The following is a 19440-nucleotide window of genomic DNA, read 5'->3' as shown; positions in this document are numbered from 1 at the left end:
CGGGCAGTCACGTCGTCGTTGCACAGGGGAGAAGGACGCGAGGCGGACGCTCACGCCCCCGCGATCGTAGCACGCGACAGCGCGTGCGCCACCGCCTTCTCCCGCAGCAGGCCCACCCGGATCTGCACCAGCTGATCCTGCTGCGCCAACTGCGCCTTCACCTCGGCCAGCGAGCGACCCGCGCGGGTCGCATATCCGGAGATATCGGCATCGAGCTCCTCTTCCGATACCTCCAACCCCTCGCGCTCGGCCAGCTTGTCGAGCACGAGCACGCTCTTCACCGTCGCCACGGCCGGTTCCTGCTGCTGGGCCCGGAATTCCTCCCAGTTGATCGCCGCCTGCCGCGGGTCCACGCCCTGATCCATCAGCCGGCGCGCGAACTCCTCCACCCGGCGGTCGACCTCGCGGGCCACCATGCCCTCGGGGACCTCCCCGGTCATCCGCGCCGCCAGCTGCTCGAGCAACTGCTGGCGCATGCGCCGGGTCCGCTCCCGATCAGCATCCTGCTCCAGATCCTGCCGGATGCGCCCCCGCAGATCGGCCAGGGTCTGGAACTCGCCCAGGTCCTTGGCGAACTCGTCATCGAGGGTCGGCAGCACCCGGCGCCGCAGCCCGGTGACCTCCACGTCGTACTCGACGCGCGCCCCGGCCATCTCCTCGACCTCGTACTCAGACGGGAAGGTGACCTCGAAAGTCTTCTTCTGGCCAGCCGTCACTCCCACCAGCGCCTCGTCGAACCCCGGCGGGTTGGCCGCCGCACCGATCTCGGCCGACACGTTCTCGTGGCGTTCCGGCTCTTCCGGCGTGATCTCGGCGCCCTGCGGCCCCGTCAGGCGGCGACGCGCCAGGTGCATCACCACCGTGTCGCCCGGCTCGGCCGCGCGATCCTCCACCGGCTCCATCCGGGCCAGGCGGTCGCGCAGGCGCGACAAGGCCTGATCGACGTCGTCTTCGGTCACCGGCATCTCGGGACGGGTCACCGTGAGCGTGGTCAGGTCGCCCGGATCCACGAACGGGGCGGTCTCGATGGCAGCGGTGAAGGTCAGGGGCTTGCCTTCCTCGAGCTGCAGGTCGCGCACCTTCGGCGTGTCGACCGGATTGACGCCCTTGTCACGCAGCGCGTCGCCCACCACGCGCGGCACGAGGTCGTGCGCGACGTCGTGGAGGATCTCGTCCTTGAACTTGCGCCGCACCACCTGGATGGGCGCCTTCCCTGGGCGGAACCCGGGCAGCCGGGCGGCCCGGGCGTAGCGCTGGGTGATGCGGGAGATCTCGCTCTCGACCACGTCCTGCGGGACTTCCACGGTCAAGGTCTTCTTGGTTTCGCTGACGTCGGTGAGTTCGACCTTCATCTGGGGCTCGGGAATCGGGAGTCGGGAATCGGGAAACGGGAGTCGGACAGCGTCGGGTGCCGGGTTCCGGGGGCCGGGCACCGAAAAAATCGGGTCGCCGGGCGTCGCGCAGGCCTTGCCAGGCGCAGCGCACCAGCGTACGGGCTGCCAGACGACGTCTGGTGCGAAAGGCGGGACTCGAACCCGCACAGCCTTCCGGCCACCGGATCCTAAGTCCGGCGCGTCTGCCAGTTCCGCCACTTTCGCGCGGCGCCCGCCGAACACGCCACGCTACCACCCCCGTCTGGCCTCGTCAATCAGACGGGACCTGCAGTCATTCCGATCCGCGTGGCCATCCGCACGACCGCGCTCCGCTCCGAGCACCTGGCTGAGCCGGCCCGGCCAACTCGCTGCACACGGGCCACTTGGCTCGGCTTGACGGGTCCGGGCGGCGGGTGGCGCGCGTCGTGGATCCCACGACGGCGGAGGTCGAAAATGACAGGCATCCTGCAACCGCTCGCCGTGCTCACCCTGGCCGCCGTCATTCACGCGCAGCCGCCGACTCCAGCCACGCAGCCCGTCCGGCCGCCGGACCGTCCGCCCGCCGGCGAACCCCAGCCGCTCCCCACGCCCGAGCCCGATCTCGGGGGCGCGCGCGAACGGGGGATGCGCGACCGTCCCCGATCGACGCCCGAAGCCGGGGACCCCGAACTGGGGAGGCTCACCCTGACGGGATGCCTCGAGCGCGCCGGCTCGCGGGCCTGGCGGCTGAGGCCCATCGAGGGTGACGAGGCCACCGTCACCGAGGAGGTGCGGCTCGGCGGCGACGTGGAAAGCCTGAGGGCACACGTCGGCCAGCGAGTCGAGCTCCGCGGCACGTATGAGCAGGCCACGCCGGCCAGTCGGCCCGCGACCTTTGCCGTCGACCGCCTGACGGTCGTCGGCGGCGCCTGTCGCTCGCCCCGCTAATGCGCGCGGGTGCCGCGCCGGGGCGCGCCTCCGGCCGAGGTGGTACGATGGCGCCGGTCTGCGCGCTGACATGAGCACCTGGGATGAAGAGTTCCGCCAACTCCAGGCCGAGTTCCTGCGAGGGGGACCGGACAGGCTCGTCGACATCGACGAGACCCTCGACCGGCTCGATCGGGGCACCGCTGCCACCCTGGCCGACCTCAAGCGCCACTTCCACAAGCTCGCCGGTGCCGGTGCCACCTACCAGCGTCCCCAGATCAGCACCCTGGCGCGCGAGGCCGAGCGTCGCTGCGACGAACTGCTGAAGGGGCACGGCCAACCCTCCACCGACGATGTGGCGCGGTGGCGCGACATCCGCCTTCGCCTGGCGTCGCTGTTCGACGAGGGCATCGCCACCACCGTCCTCGCCGAGCCGACGCCCGCTGCGGCCACCGCCTCCACTCCCGTGCCCGAGGGCCCACGCGGCGAGCTCGACGTGCTGCTCGTCGACGAGAACCAGGAGACCCGGCGCCTCCTCGCCTCGGTCCTCCAGCACGAGGGCATCCCGGTGCGCGAGGCCGGCACCTGCCACGACGCCCGGGCGTTGATCGACGCGCGCGTGCCGGACGGCCTGATGGTCGACGTGCGGCTGCCCGACGGCTCGGGCTACAGCGTCGTCGAGTACGCCCGCCAGAAGCCGGATGGCGAGCAGACCGCCATCCTGATGCTCAGCGCCGTCGGCGACTTCCTCGACCTTGCCGAGGCCATCCACGCCGGCGCCGACGCCTGCTACACCAAGCCGGCCGAGATCGAGGCCGCCCACCGCAAGCTGCTGCAGATGCTGGAGCAGTCGCAGTCCGAGGTGCCGCGCATCCTCGTGGTGGAAGACGACGAGTTCCACGCCGCGTTCGCGCGCACGGTGCTCGAGTCGGCCGGCTACCAGGTGGACGTGTGCAGCGCGCCGCGGCATTTCTCCGAGCACATGGCGACGTTCCAGCCCGAACTCCTGCTGATGGACGTCAACCTGCCCGAGGTCTCCGGATACGACCTCGCGCGGCTCGTGCGCCAGCAGGAACAGCACGCGGCGCTGCCGATCATCTTCCTCACGTCGGAAGCCGAGATGGAGTCGCGCATCCGGGCCGCCAAGGCGGGTGGCGACGAGCACCTGACCAAGCCGGTCCATCCCGCGCTGCTGGCCTCGGCGGTCGGTGCGCGTCTCGAGCGGGCCCGCTTCCTCAAGAGCCTCCTGCATCGCGACGGCCTGACGCGGCTGCTCACGCACGCCTCGTTCATGGAGCAGGTGCAGCAGGTGATCGACAGGCGGGCGCGCGTCTCGCCCGGGCCGGCCTCGCTCGTGCTGCTCGACGTCGACCACTTCAAGCAGATCAACGACACCTACGGCCACCAGGCGGGCGACCGCGTGCTGGCCACCCTTGCCGGCTCGCTGCGCCAGCACCTGCGGCGCACCGACGTCATCGGCCGGTACGGCGGCGAGGAGTTCGGCGTGCTGCTCGATCAGCTGTCGGCCGAGGACGCACAGCGACTGATCACGCGCCTGCTGGGGGAGTTCGCCGCGCTCGATCACGCCGCCGGCGAGCACCAGCATTTCCGCGTGACCTTCAGCGCCGGCATCGCGCCGTGGCGCGAGGGCCTCGAGCGCCATGCCTGGATCGAGGCTGCGGACCAGGCCCTCTACGCCGCCAAGAAGGCCGGCCGCAACCAGGTCGTCGTCGCGCCGTAGCGGCCGTCGTCATTCGGCCTTCGGCCTTCGACGACACCAGGACGCTCGCTGAACGCCGAAGGGCGCGTCCGTGAACGCGCCCTTCGTGCCGAGCCAGGCTGCAGGCGAGAGGCGGCCGCTGCTCTGGTCGCCCGACTCCCGACTCCCGTCTCCCGATTCCCGATTCCCGATTCCCGACTCCCGATTCCCGACTCCCGTTCGCCTACGACGTCTTCTTCACCACCTGCATCGCGGTGGCGATCATGCCGCCGATGTCGCTCGTGGTGGCGGGAATGATCATGGTGTTGGTCTTCTGCGCCAGGTTGCCGAACTGCGTGATGTACTGCTCGGCGACGCGCAACTGCACGGCCTCGGCGCCGCCGGGCGACTGCATGGCGGCCGCCACCTCGCGGATGCCCTCGGCGGTGGCGCGGGCGACCGCCATGATCGCGGCGGCCTGACCCTCGGCCTCGTTGATCTGCTGCTGGCGCCGGGCTTCCGAGGCCTTGATCACTTCCTGCTTGGCGCCCTCGGCGGTGTTCACCGCCGCATCGCGCTGGCCTTCCGAGGTCAGGATCACCGCGCGCTTCTCGCGCTCGGCGCGCATCTGCTTCTCCATCGCGGCGAGCACGTCGGAGGGCGGCGTGATGTTCTTGATCTCGTAGCGCAGCACCTTCACGCCCCAGGGGTCGGTGGCCTTGTCGACCTCGCTGACCACCTGCGTGTTGATGTTGGTGCGCTCCTCGAAGGTCTTGTCGAGATCGATCTTGCCGACCTCGCTGCGCAGCGTCGTCTGGGCCAGCTGCGAGATCGCGAAGTGGTAGTCCGAGATGCCGTACGAGGCCCGTTCGGGGTTGAGCACCTTGAGGTAGAGCACGCCGTCGACACCCACCTGCACGTTGTCGCGGGTGATGCACACCTGCGCCGGGATGTCGATGGCGGTCTCCTTCAGCGAGTGCTTGTAGCGCACCACGTCGATGAAGGGCACCAGGATGTGGAAGCCGGCATCCAGCGTGCCGGCGTAGCGCCCGAGGCGCTCCACCACGTAGGCGCTCTGCTGCGGCACCACGATCGCCGTCTTGGCGACGATGATCAGGACCAGGATCGCGAAGATGATGAGGACAATCAGGCCTTCCACGTTCAGAGCGCTCCTTCGCGGCGGATCGAGATGGTGAGGCCGTCCACCGAGGTCACCAGGCACCGCTGGCCGGGGGTGATCGGGTCGGTCCCGAGGTTGCGCGCGGTCCAGACCGTGCCGCGCAGTTGCGCGCGACCCAGCCCGCCGGCGGGGATGCCGTCCATGGCGACCGCGACCTCGCCGCGAAGGGAGTCGACGTCGCCCGAGCCGGGAGTCCTTGCTTCCATCAAACGCAGCAGGGGGGTGCGGAAGAACACCAGGGCCGCGACCGACAGCACCGAGAAGAGCAGCCACTGCACCCAGGCCGGTCCGGCCAGGCCCAGCGTGACCAGCCCGCCGACCAGCAGCGCGCCGATCCCGAAGAACAGCAGGAAGAAGCCGCCCGGCGTCGCGAGCTCGAGCCCGGTGAGCAGCAGGCCGAGGACCACCCAGTACCACCAGATCATGCCGGACGCTCCGTCATTGGAAGGACCTCGGCATTATAGGGGCCTTTCCCCATCCAATCGCCGCGGGGTCCGCCCGGCGCACCGCCGCGCCGCCGGCGCACCGCCACGCCCGGCCGCCGGCGTCTAGGCGATGACCCCGCCTTATGACACAATCGCGCCCGGTTCTTGGCGGACCCGTACGCACGCACCATCGCGCCGAAGGAGGGGCAGGGGAGCCCCGCGGGCCCACGGGTGCCCGACATCCAGCCGCCAGCTCACGAGACACATCCCAATGCCTGTTGTGCGCAGACTGGTCACCCACGCCCTGACCCTCGCGTTCGGCCTCCTGGCCGCCGCGCCTGTCCTCGCCCAGGAGCATCGCCCCGGTGGCGAGGCCAACCTGGTGCTTCCCGACCTGAACTCGGCCAGTTTCCTCGGAGTCGGCGGGCACACGCTCCTGCTGGCCGGCCTGCTGGTCAGCGGCCTCGGCCTGCTGTTCGGCCTGTCGATCTACCAGCAGTTGAAGCGGATGCCGGTGCATCGCTCGATGCTGGAGGTCTCCGAGCTGATCTACGAGACCTGCAAGGCGTACCTGCAGCAGCAGGGCCGCTTCCTGATGATCCTCTGGCTGTTCATCGGCGCGATCGTCCTGCTGTACTTCGGCCGCCTCGCCCACACCATCGACCCGACCACCGGCGCCGACGTCTACGGATTCCCGCCGCTCAAGGTCGCCGTCATCCTGATGTTCTCGCTGGTCGGCATGGCGGGCTCCTACGGCGTGGCGTGGTTCGGCATCCGCGTCAACACCTTCGCCAACTCGCGCACCGCCTTCGCCGCGCTCGAGGGCAAGCCGTTCCCCTGCTACGCCATCCCGCTGAAGGCGGGCATGAGCATCGGCATGGCGCTCATCTCGGTCGAGCTGCTGCTGATGCTGATCATCCTGCTGTTCGTGCCGGCCGACTACGCGGGCTCCTGCTTCATCGGCTTCGCGATCGGGGAGTCGCTCGGCGCCGCCGCGCTGCGCATCGCCGGCGGCATCTTCACCAAGATCGCCGACATCGGCAGCGACCTGATGAAGATCGTCTTCAAGATCAAGGAAGACGACGCGCGCAACCCCGGGGTGATCGCCGACTGCGTCGGCGACAACGCCGGCGACTCGGTCGGCCCGAGCGCCGACGGCTTCGAGACCTACGGCGTCACCGGCGTGGCGCTCATCACCTTCATCATGCTGGCCGTGCGCGAGCCGCTGGTGCAGGTGCAGCTGCTGGTGTGGATCTTCATGATGCGCATCGTCATGGTCGTGGCCAGCGGCCTGTCCTACTTCATCAACGAGGGCATGGCCAAGGCGCGCTACGGCAACGCGAAGTCGATGAACTTCGAGCACCCGCTGACCAGCCTGGTGATGATCACGTCGGGCGTGTCGGTCGTCCTGACCTACATCTCGTCGTACCTGCTCATCCCCGACATCGGCGGCGACACCAGCCTGTGGTGGAAGCTGGCCAGCATCATCACCTGCGGCACGCTGGCCGGCGCCATCATCCCCGAGTTCGTCAAGATCTTCACGTCGGTGGACTCGGGCCACGTGCGCGAGGTGGTCAGCAGCTCGGAGGAGGGCGGCGCCAGCCTCAACATCCTGTCGGGCCTGGTGGCGGGCAACTTCTCGGCCTACTGGCTCGGCCTGACCATCGTGTTCCTGATGGGGGTCGGCTACTACATCAGCCTGATGGGCCTCGAGGGGCTGATGGTGGCCCCGGCCGTCTTCGCGTTCGGCCTGGTGGCGTTCGGCTTCCTCGGCATGGGCCCGGTGACGATCGCCGTCGACTCCTACGGGCCGGTCACCGACAACGCCCAGTCGGTGTTCGAGCTCTCGACGATCGAGGCGATCCCGGGCATCGGCGCCGAGATCAAGAAGGACTTCGGCTTCACGCCGAACTTCGAGGAAGCCAAGCAGTTCCTCGAGGAGAACGACGGCGCCGGCAACACCTTCAAGGCGACCGCCAAGCCGGTGCTGATCGGCACGGCCGTGGTCGGCGCCGCGACGATGATCTTCTCGATCGTCATGGTGCTCACCGAGGGCCTGCGCCCCGAGCTGGTGGCGCGCCTGTCGATCCTCCACCCGCCGTTCCTGCTCGGCCTGATCACCGGTGGCGCGATCATCTACTGGTTCACCGGCGCCTCGATGCAGGCGGTGACCACCGGCGCCTACCGCGCGGTGGAGTTCATCAAGGCCAACATCAAGCTGGACAGCGGCGCGGAGAAGGCGTCGGTCGAGGACAGCCGCAAGGTCGTGGCGATCTGCACGCAGTACGCGCAGAAGGGGATGTTCAACATCTTCCTCGGCGTGTTCTTCGGCACCCTGGCCTTCGCGTTCTACGAGCCGTTCTTCTTCATCGGCTACCTCGTGTCGATCGCGCTCTTCGGCCTCTACCAGGCGATCTTCATGGCCAACGCCGGCGGCGCGTGGGACAACGCCAAGAAGATCGTCGAGACCGAGCTGAAGGCCAAGGGCACCCCGCTGCACGACGCCACCGTCGTCGGCGACACGGTCGGCGACCCGTTCAAGGACACGTCGTCGGTGGCCATGAACCCGGTCATCAAGTTCACGACGCTCTTCGGCCTGCTGGCCGTGGAACTCGCCGTGAGCATGAAGGGCGCCGACTACGCCCACACCGGACTGACCATCGCGATGACCGTCGGCTTCCTCCTCGTCTCGATGTTCTTCGTCCATCGCTCCTTCTACGGCATGCGCATCTCGAACAAGGCGTAGAGAAGGCTCAGGGCCCAAGGCTCGAGGCTCAGGGCTCGAGCGGCACGGCTCACGACCCAGGGCTCGCGGCTCAAGGCTCGGACAGCATCCACCAGGTGTGCAGAATGCTCTCTGAGCCCTGAGCCCTGAGCCCTGAGCCATTCCTGTACGGTTCGCCCCATGGAATCGGTCCGCTCGCAGTTCCCCGCCCTCCGTCGCGTCCACGCCGGCCACCCGGTGGCCTATTTCGACGGGCCGGGCGGAACCCAGGTGCCGCAGTCGGTCGTCGACGCGATGGCCGACTACCTGCTGCACCACAACGCCAACACGCACTGGGTCTACCCGACCAGCCAGGAGACCGACGCGGCGCTGCTCGACGCGCGGCAGGTGTACGCGGCGTTCTTCAACGCCCCGGGCCCGGACTGGGTGAGCTTCGGGCAGAACATGACCACGATCACGTTCCATGTCGCGCGCGCGCTGGCGCGGCAGTGGGGCCCCGGCGACGAGATCGTGGTGACCGAGCTCGATCATCACGGCAACGTCGATCCGTGGCGGCACGCCGCCGCCGACGCGGGCGTGACCGTCCGCACCGTGCCGCTCACCGCCGACGGCACCTGCTTCGACATGGCGGCGCTCGAGGCGCTGCTGTCGTCGCGCACCCGCCTGCTGGCCGTCGGGGCGGCGTCCAACGCGATCGGCACGATGCCCGACGTCGCCGCGGCGGCTCGCCTGGCCAGGGCGGCCGGCGCGCTGGTGTACGTCGACGCCGTGCACTATGCGCCGCACACCCTGGTGGACGTGCAGGCGCTGGGCTGCGACATGCTCGCGTGCTCGTCGTACAAGTTCTACGGACCGCACCAGGGCATCCTCTGCGCACGCCCCGAGCTGATTGCGTCGTTGCGGCTGCCGAAGCTGCAGCCGGCGCCCGCCGCGCCGCCCGACTCGCTCGAGACCGGCACGCAGAGCCACGAGGGCATCGTCGGCGCCGCGGCTGCCGTGCGCTTCCTGGCCTCGATTGCCGGGCCGGTGGGCCCCTCGGCCGGCGACCTCCGCGCCGGCCTGGTGGCCAGCCACGCCCTGTTGCACGAGGATGCGGCGGCGCTCACGCGCCAGCTCTGGGACGGGCTCGGGCAGATCGCGGGCGTGACGCGCTACGGCCGTCCCGCAGGGCCCGGCCGGACGCCGACCGTGTCCTTCACGCTGGCCGGACACGCCAGCCACGACGTGGCGAGACGCCTGGTGGACGCGGGCCTGTTCGTGTCGTCGGGGGACTTCTACGCCCAGACGCTCGTGCAGCGCCTCGGGCACGCCGAGGACGGCCTCGTGCGCATCGGCTGTTCGTGCTACACGACGGCATCCGAGATCGATCGGCTGCTGGCCGCCCTCGCGGCAATGTGAAATTTGAAATTCGAAATTGGTCGGCGGCCGGCCTGTCGGCCTTGCCGCGCGATGCGTCGCGAGGGGCGGCGGCGAAGCCGCGCCCACGAGAATTTCGAATTTTCGAATTTCAAATTGCCAGCGCGGCTCAGTGCACGCGCGCGCCATCGGCGGGCGTGACCGCCGTCGGGGCAGGCTCCGGCGCGGGCAACAGCGCGGCGTACCTGTCGAGCACCGTCCGCAGATCGTCGAACCGGAGCGGCTTGGGCAGGTAGTCGTCCATGCCGGCGTCGAGGCACCGCTGGCGGTCGCCTTCCATCGCGTTGGCCGTCAGCGCCACGATGATCGTGCGGCTGGCGCCGCGTTCCTCGCGCTGCCGGACCAGTGCCGTGGCCTGGTAGCCGTCGCACTCGGGCATCTGGCAGTCCATCAACACGAGGTCGTACGGCAGACGGCCGAGTGCCTCGACTGCTTCCAGCCCGTTGCCCACCGCATCGACACGGTGCCCAAGCTTGTCGAGCATGCGCACGGCGACGCGCTGGTTCACCGGGTTGTCCTCGGCAAGCAGGATGCGCATGCGGCGCGCCGGCGCCGGCGTCGGCATCGCCACCGACGACGAGGGGATGGGCACGGGGACGCTGTCCAGGGCGAGGGCCTGTCGCAGCGCCTGCAGGAGGTACCGCTTCTTGACCGGCTTGGTCACCAGCCCGTCGAAGCCCCGCGCGGTCGCCTCGTCGAGGCCGCCCGGCTGCACCACCGACGAGGACAGCAGCAGCGGCAGCGCGGACGTGGTGGCGCGGCCCCGCATCAGCCCTCCCAGCGTGAAGCCGTCGATGCCCGGCATCTGCTGGTCGAGGATCGCGAAGTCGAAGCGCATCCCGGTCGCGTCGGCCGCGTCGAGCGCCGCCATCGCCTGCTGGGGCGTCGTCGCCAGCGTGACCTCGACGCCCCACCCCATGAGCAGGCTGCGGAACACGTGCAGGCTGATGTCGTGATCGTCGACGCACAAGGCGCGCTTGCCGCGCAGTTGGGCGCTGACGAGGGAGTCGCTGGCGAAGGCCAGGCGCTCGACACGCACGGTGAACCAGAAGGTGCTGCCCTGGCCGGGCACGCTGCGGACGCCGACCTCGCCGCCCATGGCCTCGGCCAGTTGCCGGCTGATCGCCAGGCCGAGCCCGGTGCCGCCGTACTTGCGCGTCGTCGAGGCATCGGCCTGCGTGAACGGCTGGAAGAGTCGCTGCTGCACGTGCGTCGGGATGCCGACGCCCGTGTCGCTGACCTCGAAGCGGATCGTGGCGCGCGCCCCCGGCATCTCGTCGACCGACACGCGCGCGCTGACCGAGCCCAGCGTCGTGAACTTGACGGCGTTGCTGAGCAGGTTCAGCAGGACCTGGCGGATGCGCCCGGGATCGCCCTTGACCATCTGCGGCACGTCGGGCGCCGCGAAGCCGCCGAACTCCAGTCCCTTCTTGCGGGCCGGCTCGGCCACCAGATCCAGCGCGTCCTCGAGGATGGCCCGGACGTCGAACTCCACGGTCTCGAGCGCGAGCTTGCCCGCTTCGATCTTCGAGAAGTCCAGGATGTCGTTGATGATGGTGAGCAGGTGCTCGGCCGAGCCGCGCACCGCGTCGGCGAACTCGCGCTGCTCGGTGCTCAGGGGCGTGTCGAGCAGCAGCCCCGTCATGCCGATGATGCCGTTCATCGGCGTGCGGATCTCGTGGCTCATCGTCGCGAGGAAACCGCTCTTGGCCGCCGTGGCCGCCAGCGCGGTGTCGCGGGCCTGTGCGAGCTCGACGGCCTGCTTCTCCAGTTCGGCGAGATAGCGGGCCCGATCGGCCTCGGCGACGGTCTCCACCGTGTTGTCCTGCACGAACGACCACACCATCGGCTCGCCCTGCGCGCTGCGCATCAGCGTGCCGGTGAGCAGGACCGGCACCTCGGTCCCGTCACGCCGGCGCAGGCGGGTGCGGTAGGGTCCGTAGGCACCGCGCGACTCGAGTTCCCGTGCCTGCCGGTCGACCAGCGTGGCGTCGATGAGCAGGTCGGCGGGGGTCACCTGCGACAGTGCCTCGGCGTCGTACCCCAGCATGTGCAGCAGCGCCGGGTTGGCGTGCTCGATCTGCCGCGCGCCGCGCGACAGCATGAGGCCCAGCGGCGAGGTCAGGAAGAGGCCGCGGAACTGCACCTCGGAGGCCATCAACTGGTCGCGGACCATCGCCAGCGCCTTGAAGGACGCCTGCAGCGACGCATTGCTGGTCGTGAGTGCCTCGGCGTGCTCGCGGCTCACGGCGTAGACGCGGGTGGCCACGCCGGCGACGCCGGCCAGCAGCAGGCCGAGGGCGAGCACGAGGCGGGGCAGCCCGCTCAACTGATCGGCGAGCAGCGACGCCGTCGGCGTCACGTGCACGCGGAGCCGCTGGGCGCCCGGCATGTCGACGTCCACCGCCTCGGTGAAGGTCGTGCCGAACCGACCCGCCGGTGCAGGCACCTGGTGGCGATGCAGATCCTGATCGCCGCCGGTCGCCACGCGCACCGCGTACGGCGAGGCATCGGTCACGCGCGGCACGAGCGCCTCGAGGCTGTAGGAGGCCAGCAGCAGGCGAGCCGGCGTCTCGCCGACCGCGCCGAGGGGCAGCGCGACACCATAACCGCGATGCGGTCCGTTGCGGTCCTCGGTGGGCGCCCAGGCGACGGGGCTGCTCGAGGCGGCCGCCCGGGCGAGCGCCGCGGTGAGCGTCCGCGACGAGGCGCTGTCGCGCTGGTGCCGCGACGGCGTGGTCGCTGCGACCCACGCGGGACGCCCGTCGGCGTCCGCCACGACGAGCGAGTCGAGCACGCCGGCATGGGCGCGGATGGCGGCAGTGGCATCGGCGTGCCATGCGTCGCGCGTGCTGACCGCGCCGCTCTCGTACCTGACGCGCATGCGCTCGAGGTCGGCGTCCATCGCCGCGACCCGCTCGACGAGCGCCTCGCGCAGGCGGCGCGCCTCGGCTGCCGCCTGTCGCCGCACGCCGGCCTGTTCCTGTGAGCTGAGGGCCTGCGCGAAGATGACCGCGCAGGCGCCCACGAAGACGGTGATGGCCGCGGGCAGCCAGCGCTGCCACGCGGTGTCGCCCCTGAGGACACGGTCGACCAGCACCCCGGCGGCCACGAGCAGGCAGCACACCGACAGGGGCGGCGACATGAGCAGGTAGCGCAGCCAGCTGTCCATCGCGCCGGACGAGGCCCAGGTCACCAGGCTGGTGGTGGCCAGGAACGCCAGCAGCAGGCTGCCCCACACCTGCACCAGGGCGTTGCGCGAGGGGACGCGCGCCAGTCGGCGGGGCAGCGGCAGCCCGATCAGGGCCGTGACCATGATGCAGAGGGTGGCCTGCCGGGTCGGCAGCAGCAGCGCGAGGCCGGCCAGGACCGACGAGGACGCCGGCACGAGGTCGAGCGCCGCCTGCAACGCCAGCAGGAGTCCGGCGCCGGCGAGCGCGACCGACGCCAGGCGGCTGGCCAGCCAGGCGCGGCCGCGCCACCCCGCCAGGATGCTCGCCACGGCGGCCGCCATCAACGAGGCGGCGAATCCGTGCACCCGGATGGCGAGCGGCCCGGGCGGCAGGCCGGCCAACGTCGCGAGGAAGCGCGCCAGGCCGAGCGCGCAGAGAACGAGGGCCGTCGTGAGCAGCACCGTGCTGCTCGTGCGACGGCCCGACGGGGCGGGAGCGTCTTGCATCGGTCGCGTCGGTCACCAGTTCGGCGACCTTCGACAACCATCGGCCCGGCGCTGCCTGCCTTTAACCAACGATAGGAAATGGGTCGGGCCCAGGATGCCTTCCGACCCCTGAGCCCTGAATCCTCGCTCCGCCCTACGACTGCTGCTTCAGGCCGCGCACCTTCATCGGCAGGCCGAAGAGGTCGATGAAGCCGCGCGCGGCGGTGACGTCGTAGTCGGCCATGGCGAAGCTGGCCAGGCGCGTGTCGTACAGCGACTGCGGCGAGGTGGCGCTGACGGCCGTCGCCCGGCCCTTGTACAGCTTCACCTTCACCTGGCCGGTGACCACCCGGTTGGCGTGATCGACGAAGGACTGCAGCGCCTCGCGCAGCGGGTGGAACCACTGCCCGTAGTACACCAGCTCGCCGTACTTGAGGGCGATGCGCTGCTTCTCGTGATAGAGCTCGCGCTCGAGGCAGATCTGCTCGAGGGCCTTGTGCGCCTCGTAGAGGATGGTGCCGCCCGGCGTCTCGTACACGCCGCGGCTCTTCATCCCGACCAGGCGGTTCTCGACGAGGGTGACCTGGCCGACGCCGTGGCGGCCGCCGATCTCGTTGAGGACGGCGATGAGGGCGTGGCCCTTGCCGTGGAACTTCTTCTTGTTCACGGCGACGGGCACGCCCGCCTCGAAGTCGATCGTCACGTACTCGGCGCGGTTGGGCGCCTTGGAGGGCGGCACCGTGATCGTGTACACGCGCTCGTTCGGTTCGGCGGCCGGATCCTCGATCTCGGCGCCCTCGTGGCTGATGTGCCACAGGTTGCGATCCTGCGAGTAGATCTTCTTCTTGGTCTGCGCGATCGGGATCCCGTGCTGGCGCGCGTAGTCGATCGCCGTCTCGCGGTCGGTGAGGCCGTCCTCGAGGAACTGCGGATCCTTCCACGGCGACACGATCTTCAGCGAGGGATCGAGGGCCTGGTAGGTCAGCTCGAAACGTACCTGGTCGTTGCCCTTGCCCGTGGCGCCGTGCGCGACCGCGTCGGCGCCGACCTTCTGCGCGTACAGCACCTGGTGCCTGGCGATGAGCGGCCGCGCGATCGAGGTGCCGAGCAGGTAGTCCTGCTCGTACGTGGCGTGGGCGCGGAGCATCGGGAAGCAGTACTCCTCGGCGAACTCCTTGCGCAGGTCCTTCACGAGCACCGCGTCGGCGCCGCTCTTCCTGGCCTTGGCCTCGATCTCGTGCAGCTCGTCGCCCTGGCCGAGTTCGGCGGCGAAGGCGTAGAGCTTGACGCCCGGATAGCGGGACTTCAGCCACGGCAGGATGACGGACGTGTCGAGCCCGCCGGAGTAGGCGAGCACGATCTTCTTTGGCGAGGACGGGGTACTCATGACCGACAAGTATAAACAGCCGGCAGTCGGCAGTCGGCAGTCGACAGAACCCAGAAAGCTCTCTGAGCCCTGAGCCCTGAGCCTTGAGCCCCTGTCAGCCGTGAGCCGTAAGCCCCTCAGAACTCGAACGCCGCGCCGACGGCGGGGATGATCGGCAGTTGCTTCTCCGAGAGGCGGCCCACCTGGTAGGTCCGCAGGTTCACGCTCGCGCTCACCTGGCGGTAATTGGTCGCGTTGGTGGCGTTGAGCGCCTCGGCGAACAGGAGCAGACGCCCGTGCGGCAGCGGCACGCGATACCGCACCCGCACGTCCAGCCGGCCGTACTCCGGAAGCCTCAGGCCGTTGCGCTCCGAGGAGAGGTAGATCCGGCCGTCGCTCCGCTCCTCGTACCAGCCCTCGTACGGCCAGTTGGTGGCGAGCCGCAGCGTGGTGCTGGCATCCCACCGGGAGCCGACCTGCGTGGTGGCCGAGATCGTCACGAGGTGGCGCTGCTCGAAGGCGCCAGGGAACGACGGGTCGAGCTCCCCCTCGTAGGTGGTGCGACCGTAGCTGTAGCCGATCCAGCCTGACCACCGGACACCCCTGGGGGTGGTCGATGGCTGGCGTCGCAGCAGCACCTCGGCGCCCCTCGCCCGCCCGCTCAACGCGTTGACCCACGGCGCGCGCGGGTCGCCCCCGGCCAGCTGGCCCGACGACGTGAGCCGGAACTGCCGGCCCGGCGTGTCGAGCCCGTCGGTCTCGCGACGTTGGTACAGGTTCACCGCGATCGTGTATGGCCCGCGCCGCCAGCCGATGCCGCCATCGACCAGCGTCGCCCGCTCGAAGCGCAGGTCGGCCGTGCCGGCCGGGCCGAACCGCTGCAGCACGTCGGGTGACTGTCCCTGTCGCGACACCGCGGCGGTCACCGCCAGGCTGGGCGAGAGCGCCACCTGCGCTTGCGCCCAGCCGCCGACGAAGGTCTCGAGATCGGGCACGTGATCGACGCGCGCGCCGCCGGCCAGCGTCATGGCCCGGTGCGGGGACCAGCGGGCGTGCACGTGCCCGCCGGCCAGCGTCTGCTCGCCGGCATGCGCCGTGTCCGACTGCGGCAGCCGGGTCGTCGGGTGATACACGACCGACGAGCCGCGACTCGTGAAGCGCTGCACCTGCGCGGCGCCGTCCAGCGAGATCGACGCCTGCGGCGCCCACTCGACGATCGAGCGCGACAGCCACTCGTGCTCGGTGCCGCTGTCGAGCGGCAGGGCGTCGGGGTTGGCGTTGCGATAGGTGCTGGAGATGCCCGCCACGCGCTGGCGCACCACCCAGTGCGACCCCAGTTGCGCCTGCCAGGCCAGCGTGCCCATCGTCGTCTGGTTCTTCCCGACGTCGAGGGCATTGGCGCCGCTGCGCCGGCCGCGCTCGTCGTAGGTCGAGGTGCCCGCGAGCACGCCCGCACTGAGGCTCTGGCGCGTCGAGAGCCGCGCGTCGAGCTTGGCCTGCGCGTCGGTGAACTCGAACGTGCCGCTGACGTCGGGATCGATGCGCCGCACGATCCACGACGCGTAGCTCTTGCGCGCGCCGGCGATGAACGTGACGCGGTCGGTGCCGATCGGCCCCTCGACGAACCCCGTCGCGGCGATCGCGCTGGCCATGCCGCGGCCATGCCATGCCGGTCGACCGGCGCGCGTCCGGATCGCGAGCTCGGCGCCGACCGTGTTGCCGAACCGCTGCGGCCCGGCCCCGGGCGTGAGGCTGGCCGCGTCGAGGAGATCGGCGTTGAGCAGCGCGACCGAGCCCGTGTTGTCGACGCCGCGCACGGTGTGCACGAGCAGGCGGCTCTTCACCTCGTCGAGCACGAGGCCCACCTGCCGGAAGGGGCTGCCGCGCACCGACAGCTCGGCGCGCAGTTCGTCGCTCGTCGCGACCCCGGGCAACTGCTGCAGGGTGCGCAGCGGGTCGTCGAAGGTCACGCCGCGCAGCATGGCGAGCTCGTCGCGCGTGATGGCGATCTGCGCCGGAACGGCAGCTTCGGCCTGTCCCGCGGCCGGGCCGACCACCGTCACGCTCTCGGCCGCCCGGCGCTCGGGGATCAGTCGCACCTCGACGTCGCCCTGCGCTGGCATCGGCAGCCGGGCCTCGACGTAGCCGTCGCGGGTGATCACCAGTCCGGTCGCGCACGACGACACGCTGGTCGTGCCGGAGGCGTCGGTGAGCGCCGGCGTCGACTGCCCGCACTGCACGATCGCGTCGGCAAGGCCCTCTCCCGTCGTGGCGTCGACCACGCGCACGCGTCGCACGTCGCCGACGCTTTCCTGCCACGCGACCGGGTCCGCCGCGGCTCGACCCGCCGCGGGAGCGAAGGCTTGGCAGGTGACCAGGAAACACCACATCGCGGCGACATTAGTCTGGCGAGGGAGGGTCATCTTCGGGCCCCGGAGGTGTCGCTGACGATTTTGTCCAACTCCCTTGCCATCATCTACTTAGCGGCCGCTCATCGAGCCCTTGCACTGCGGCGGAAACCCGTCAGAATGCATCAGCGACCAACCGTCGCTCCACGATGACGCGAGTCCTGATCGTCGACGACGAACCGGAGAGCCGGTCGCGCCTGCGGACCCTCCTGCAGGCGCACGGCCACGTCGTCGCCGAGGCCAGCAACGGCCTCGACGCGTTGGCGGTCGCGCGCCGCGAACCCGTCGACCTGATCGTCTCCGACATCCTGATGCCGCAGATGGACGGCTTCGCGCTCTGCCGCGCGTCCCGGTCCGAGCCGGCCCTGGCGCGCGCGCCCTTCGTGTTCTACACGGGCTCGTACGCCAGCGCCAAGGACATTGCCGAGGCCCGCCGCCTCGGCGTGACCCGCTTCCTGGTCAAGTCGATGGCCGCCGAGGAGGTCATCCGTGCCATCACGGAGGCCCTGGGCGACGAGCCCGGCCAGGCGACCGGCCCCGACGACCCGGGCGAGACCGAGTCGTGGCGCCTGTACAACGAGTCGCTGATCAAGAAGCTGGAGCACCGCAACCTCGAGCTCTCCAGCGAGGTGCGGACGCTTCGGGCGCTGACGCTCGCGCTCGAGCAACTGCCCGCGCTGGTGAGCCTCACCGACACGCGTGGCCGCATCGAGTACGTCAACGCCCGGTTCGAGGCGGTGACCGGCTTCGGGCGCGATCAGGTGCGCGGGCAGACGCACGCCCTGATGCGCACCAGCCACGCCGACGCCGGCCTCGGCTTCGAGATCCGCGCCGCGCTGCTGGCCGGCCAGGAATGGCGGGGTGATTTCGAGCAACGCCGTCGCGACGGCACCGTGTTCTGGGAACGGGCCGTCATCGCGCCGGTGCGCGACGAGCACGGCGCGGTCACGCATTTCCTGCGACTCTCGGAGGACATCACCGAGCAGAAGCGCGAGCAACTCGCGCGCGAGGCGCAGGAGGCGCAGCGGCGGCAGGCCGAGCGGATCGACTCGGTCGGCCGACTGGCCGGCGGCGTGGCGCACGACTTCAACAACCTGCTGACGATCGTGATCGGCCACGCCCACCTGGTGCTGCAGCAGCTCGGCCCCACCGATCCGCTGCGCGCCGATCTCGGCGCCGTGCTCGACGCGGCGTCGCGCGGCGCCACGATCACCCGGCAGCTCCTCACGTATGCGCGGCGCGACGTCGTGCACCCGCTCGTGCTCGACGTCGCGCACGCCATCGCCGCCCTGTCGCGCACCCTGCAGCGGCTGGCCGGCGACGAGATTCGCCTCGGCTTCTCGCTCGGTCCCGACATCTGGCCCGTCGAGATCGACCCGTCGCAGTTCGACCAGATGATCGTCAACCTGGTCGCCAACGGGCGCGATGCGATACGCGGCGCCGGCGCCATCGACATCTCATTGGCCAACCTCTCGCTGTCGGCCGCCACCGCCGCCTCGCACGGCCTGCCGGCCGGCGATTACGTCGCGATCCGCCTGACCGACAGCGGTCGCGGCATCGACCCGGCGGCGCTGCCGCGCATCTTCGAGCCCTTCTTCACCACGAAGGCCCCGGGCGAGGGCACCGGCCTCGGGCTGAGCAGCGTGATGGGCACCGTCGAGCAGGCCGGCGGGCGCATCGAGGTCGAGCGCACGGGACCTGGCGGCACGACGTTCCTGGTCCTGCTGCCGCGCGCCAGCTCGCGCATCGTCGGGGCGCCGCGTGGCGTGCCGTCCGACACGCTCGAGGGCAGCGAGCGGATCCTGCTTGTCGAGGACGAGCCCGCGGTGCTCGACCTGATGCGGCGCACCCTCGAGTCCTACGGCTACACGGTGCTGCACGCGAGCACGCCCGATCGCGCCATCAAGGCGCTGCAGGAGCAGGGCGATCGGGTCGACCTGCTCCTGACCGACGTGGTGATGCCGGTGATGAACGGGCGTGAGCTGGCCGCGCAACTGCGGCGTCGAGACCCCTCGATGCGCGTGCTCTACATGTCGGGCTACAGCAGCGACGTCGTCACCGAGCGAGGCCTGTTGCCAGCCGACGTGTCGCTGATCACCAAGCCGTTCAGCCCGACCGCCCTCGCCGCGCGCGTGCGCCAGGTCCTCGACGCACCGGGGCCTGCCGCCTCCGATCCCGCCTCCGCCACGTAACGCCACGGCTGACATGCCGGTTCGCGCCCTGCGGGCCGCGGCAACCTCGCGCTGCGCCGCGCCTCGAGCCTGAGTCCGAGCCCGGCTGCGTT

The 19440-nt window shown here is 70.5% G+C and carries 11 protein-coding genes and 1 tRNA gene; 5 read left to right on the top strand and 7 right to left on the bottom strand.

Going from position 1 to position 19440, the window contains the following annotated elements; translation table 11 throughout:
- Positions 1-50: 50 nt before the first annotated feature.
- Both tig and TBR22_RS21805 read right to left on the bottom strand, forming a co-directional pair.
- A complete protein-coding gene (gene tig / locus TBR22_RS21810) occupies positions 51-1352 on the bottom strand; it encodes a trigger factor (RefSeq protein WP_239489947.1) in 1302 nt (433 codons plus the stop codon).
- 159 nt (positions 1353-1511) lie between these two features.
- Positions 1512-1598: transfer RNA gene (locus tag TBR22_RS21805), tRNA-Leu, on the bottom strand.
- Positions 1599-1826: 228 nt separating this feature from the next.
- On the opposite strand from TBR22_RS21805, the gene TBR22_RS21800 reads away from it, so the two are divergent.
- Both TBR22_RS21800 and TBR22_RS21795 read left to right on the top strand, forming a co-directional pair.
- Positions 1827-2300, top strand: a complete 474-nt coding sequence (locus TBR22_RS21800; protein ID WP_239489946.1) for a hypothetical protein — start codon at positions 1827-1829, stop codon at positions 2298-2300.
- Positions 2301-2370: 70 nt separating this feature from the next.
- Positions 2371-4020: a diguanylate cyclase domain-containing protein gene (locus tag TBR22_RS21795; RefSeq protein WP_239489945.1), complete on the top strand. Its 1650-nt coding sequence runs from the start codon at positions 2371-2373 to the stop codon at positions 4018-4020.
- 202 nt (positions 4021-4222) lie between these two features.
- Here the strand turns inward: TBR22_RS21795 and TBR22_RS21790 are convergent, their stop codons facing one another.
- Both TBR22_RS21790 and TBR22_RS21785 read right to left on the bottom strand, forming a co-directional pair.
- Positions 4223-5137: an SPFH domain-containing protein gene (locus TBR22_RS21790; protein ID WP_239489944.1), complete on the bottom strand. Its 915-nt coding sequence runs from the start codon at positions 5135-5137 to the stop codon at positions 4223-4225.
- Between the two features lie 2 nt (positions 5138-5139).
- Positions 5140-5583: an NfeD family protein gene (locus TBR22_RS21785; protein ID WP_239489943.1), complete on the bottom strand. Its 444-nt coding sequence runs from the start codon at positions 5581-5583 to the stop codon at positions 5140-5142.
- Positions 5584-5854: 271 nt separating this feature from the next.
- Between TBR22_RS21785 and TBR22_RS21780 the strand changes: the two genes are divergently transcribed.
- Both TBR22_RS21780 and TBR22_RS21775 read left to right on the top strand, forming a co-directional pair.
- Positions 5855-8329 carry a sodium-translocating pyrophosphatase gene (locus tag TBR22_RS21780; protein WP_370651367.1) on the top strand — a complete coding sequence of 825 codons (2475 nt, stop codon included), beginning with the start codon at positions 5855-5857 and terminating at the stop codon, positions 8327-8329.
- 159 nt (positions 8330-8488) lie between these two features.
- Positions 8489-9706: a cysteine desulfurase-like protein gene (locus TBR22_RS21775; protein WP_239489941.1), complete on the top strand. Its 1218-nt coding sequence runs from the start codon at positions 8489-8491 to the stop codon at positions 9704-9706.
- 127 nt (positions 9707-9833) lie between these two features.
- On the opposite strand, the gene TBR22_RS21770 is transcribed toward TBR22_RS21775, so the two are convergent.
- The 3 genes from TBR22_RS21770 to TBR22_RS21760 form a co-directional block, all read right to left on the bottom strand.
- Complete coding sequence (locus tag TBR22_RS21770) at positions 9834-13403, bottom strand: response regulator (RefSeq protein WP_239489940.1); 3570 nt, start codon at positions 13401-13403, stop codon at positions 9834-9836.
- A gap of 133 nt (positions 13404-13536) precedes the next feature.
- The gene (locus TBR22_RS21765) at positions 13537-14769 is read right to left on the bottom strand and encodes an argininosuccinate synthase (protein ID WP_239489939.1); all 1233 of its coding nucleotides are present in this window, start codon (positions 14767-14769) and stop codon (positions 13537-13539) included.
- 116 nt (positions 14770-14885) lie between these two features.
- The gene (locus tag TBR22_RS21760) at positions 14886-17045 is read right to left on the bottom strand and encodes a TonB-dependent receptor (protein ID WP_239489938.1); all 2160 of its coding nucleotides are present in this window, start codon (positions 17043-17045) and stop codon (positions 14886-14888) included.
- Between the two features lie 260 nt (positions 17046-17305).
- On the opposite strand from TBR22_RS21760, the gene TBR22_RS21755 reads away from it, so the two are divergent.
- Entirely contained in the window at positions 17306-19348 is a 2043-nt protein-coding gene (locus TBR22_RS21755) for a response regulator (protein WP_239489937.1), read from the top strand.
- Positions 19349-19440 lie beyond the last annotated feature (92 nt).

The organism is Luteitalea sp. TBR-22 (assembly GCF_016865485.1).
In the GTDB taxonomy this organism is placed as follows: Bacteria; Acidobacteriota; Vicinamibacteria; order Vicinamibacterales; family Vicinamibacteraceae; genus Luteitalea.
This window is presented reverse-complemented; position numbering and strand designations above follow the sequence as displayed.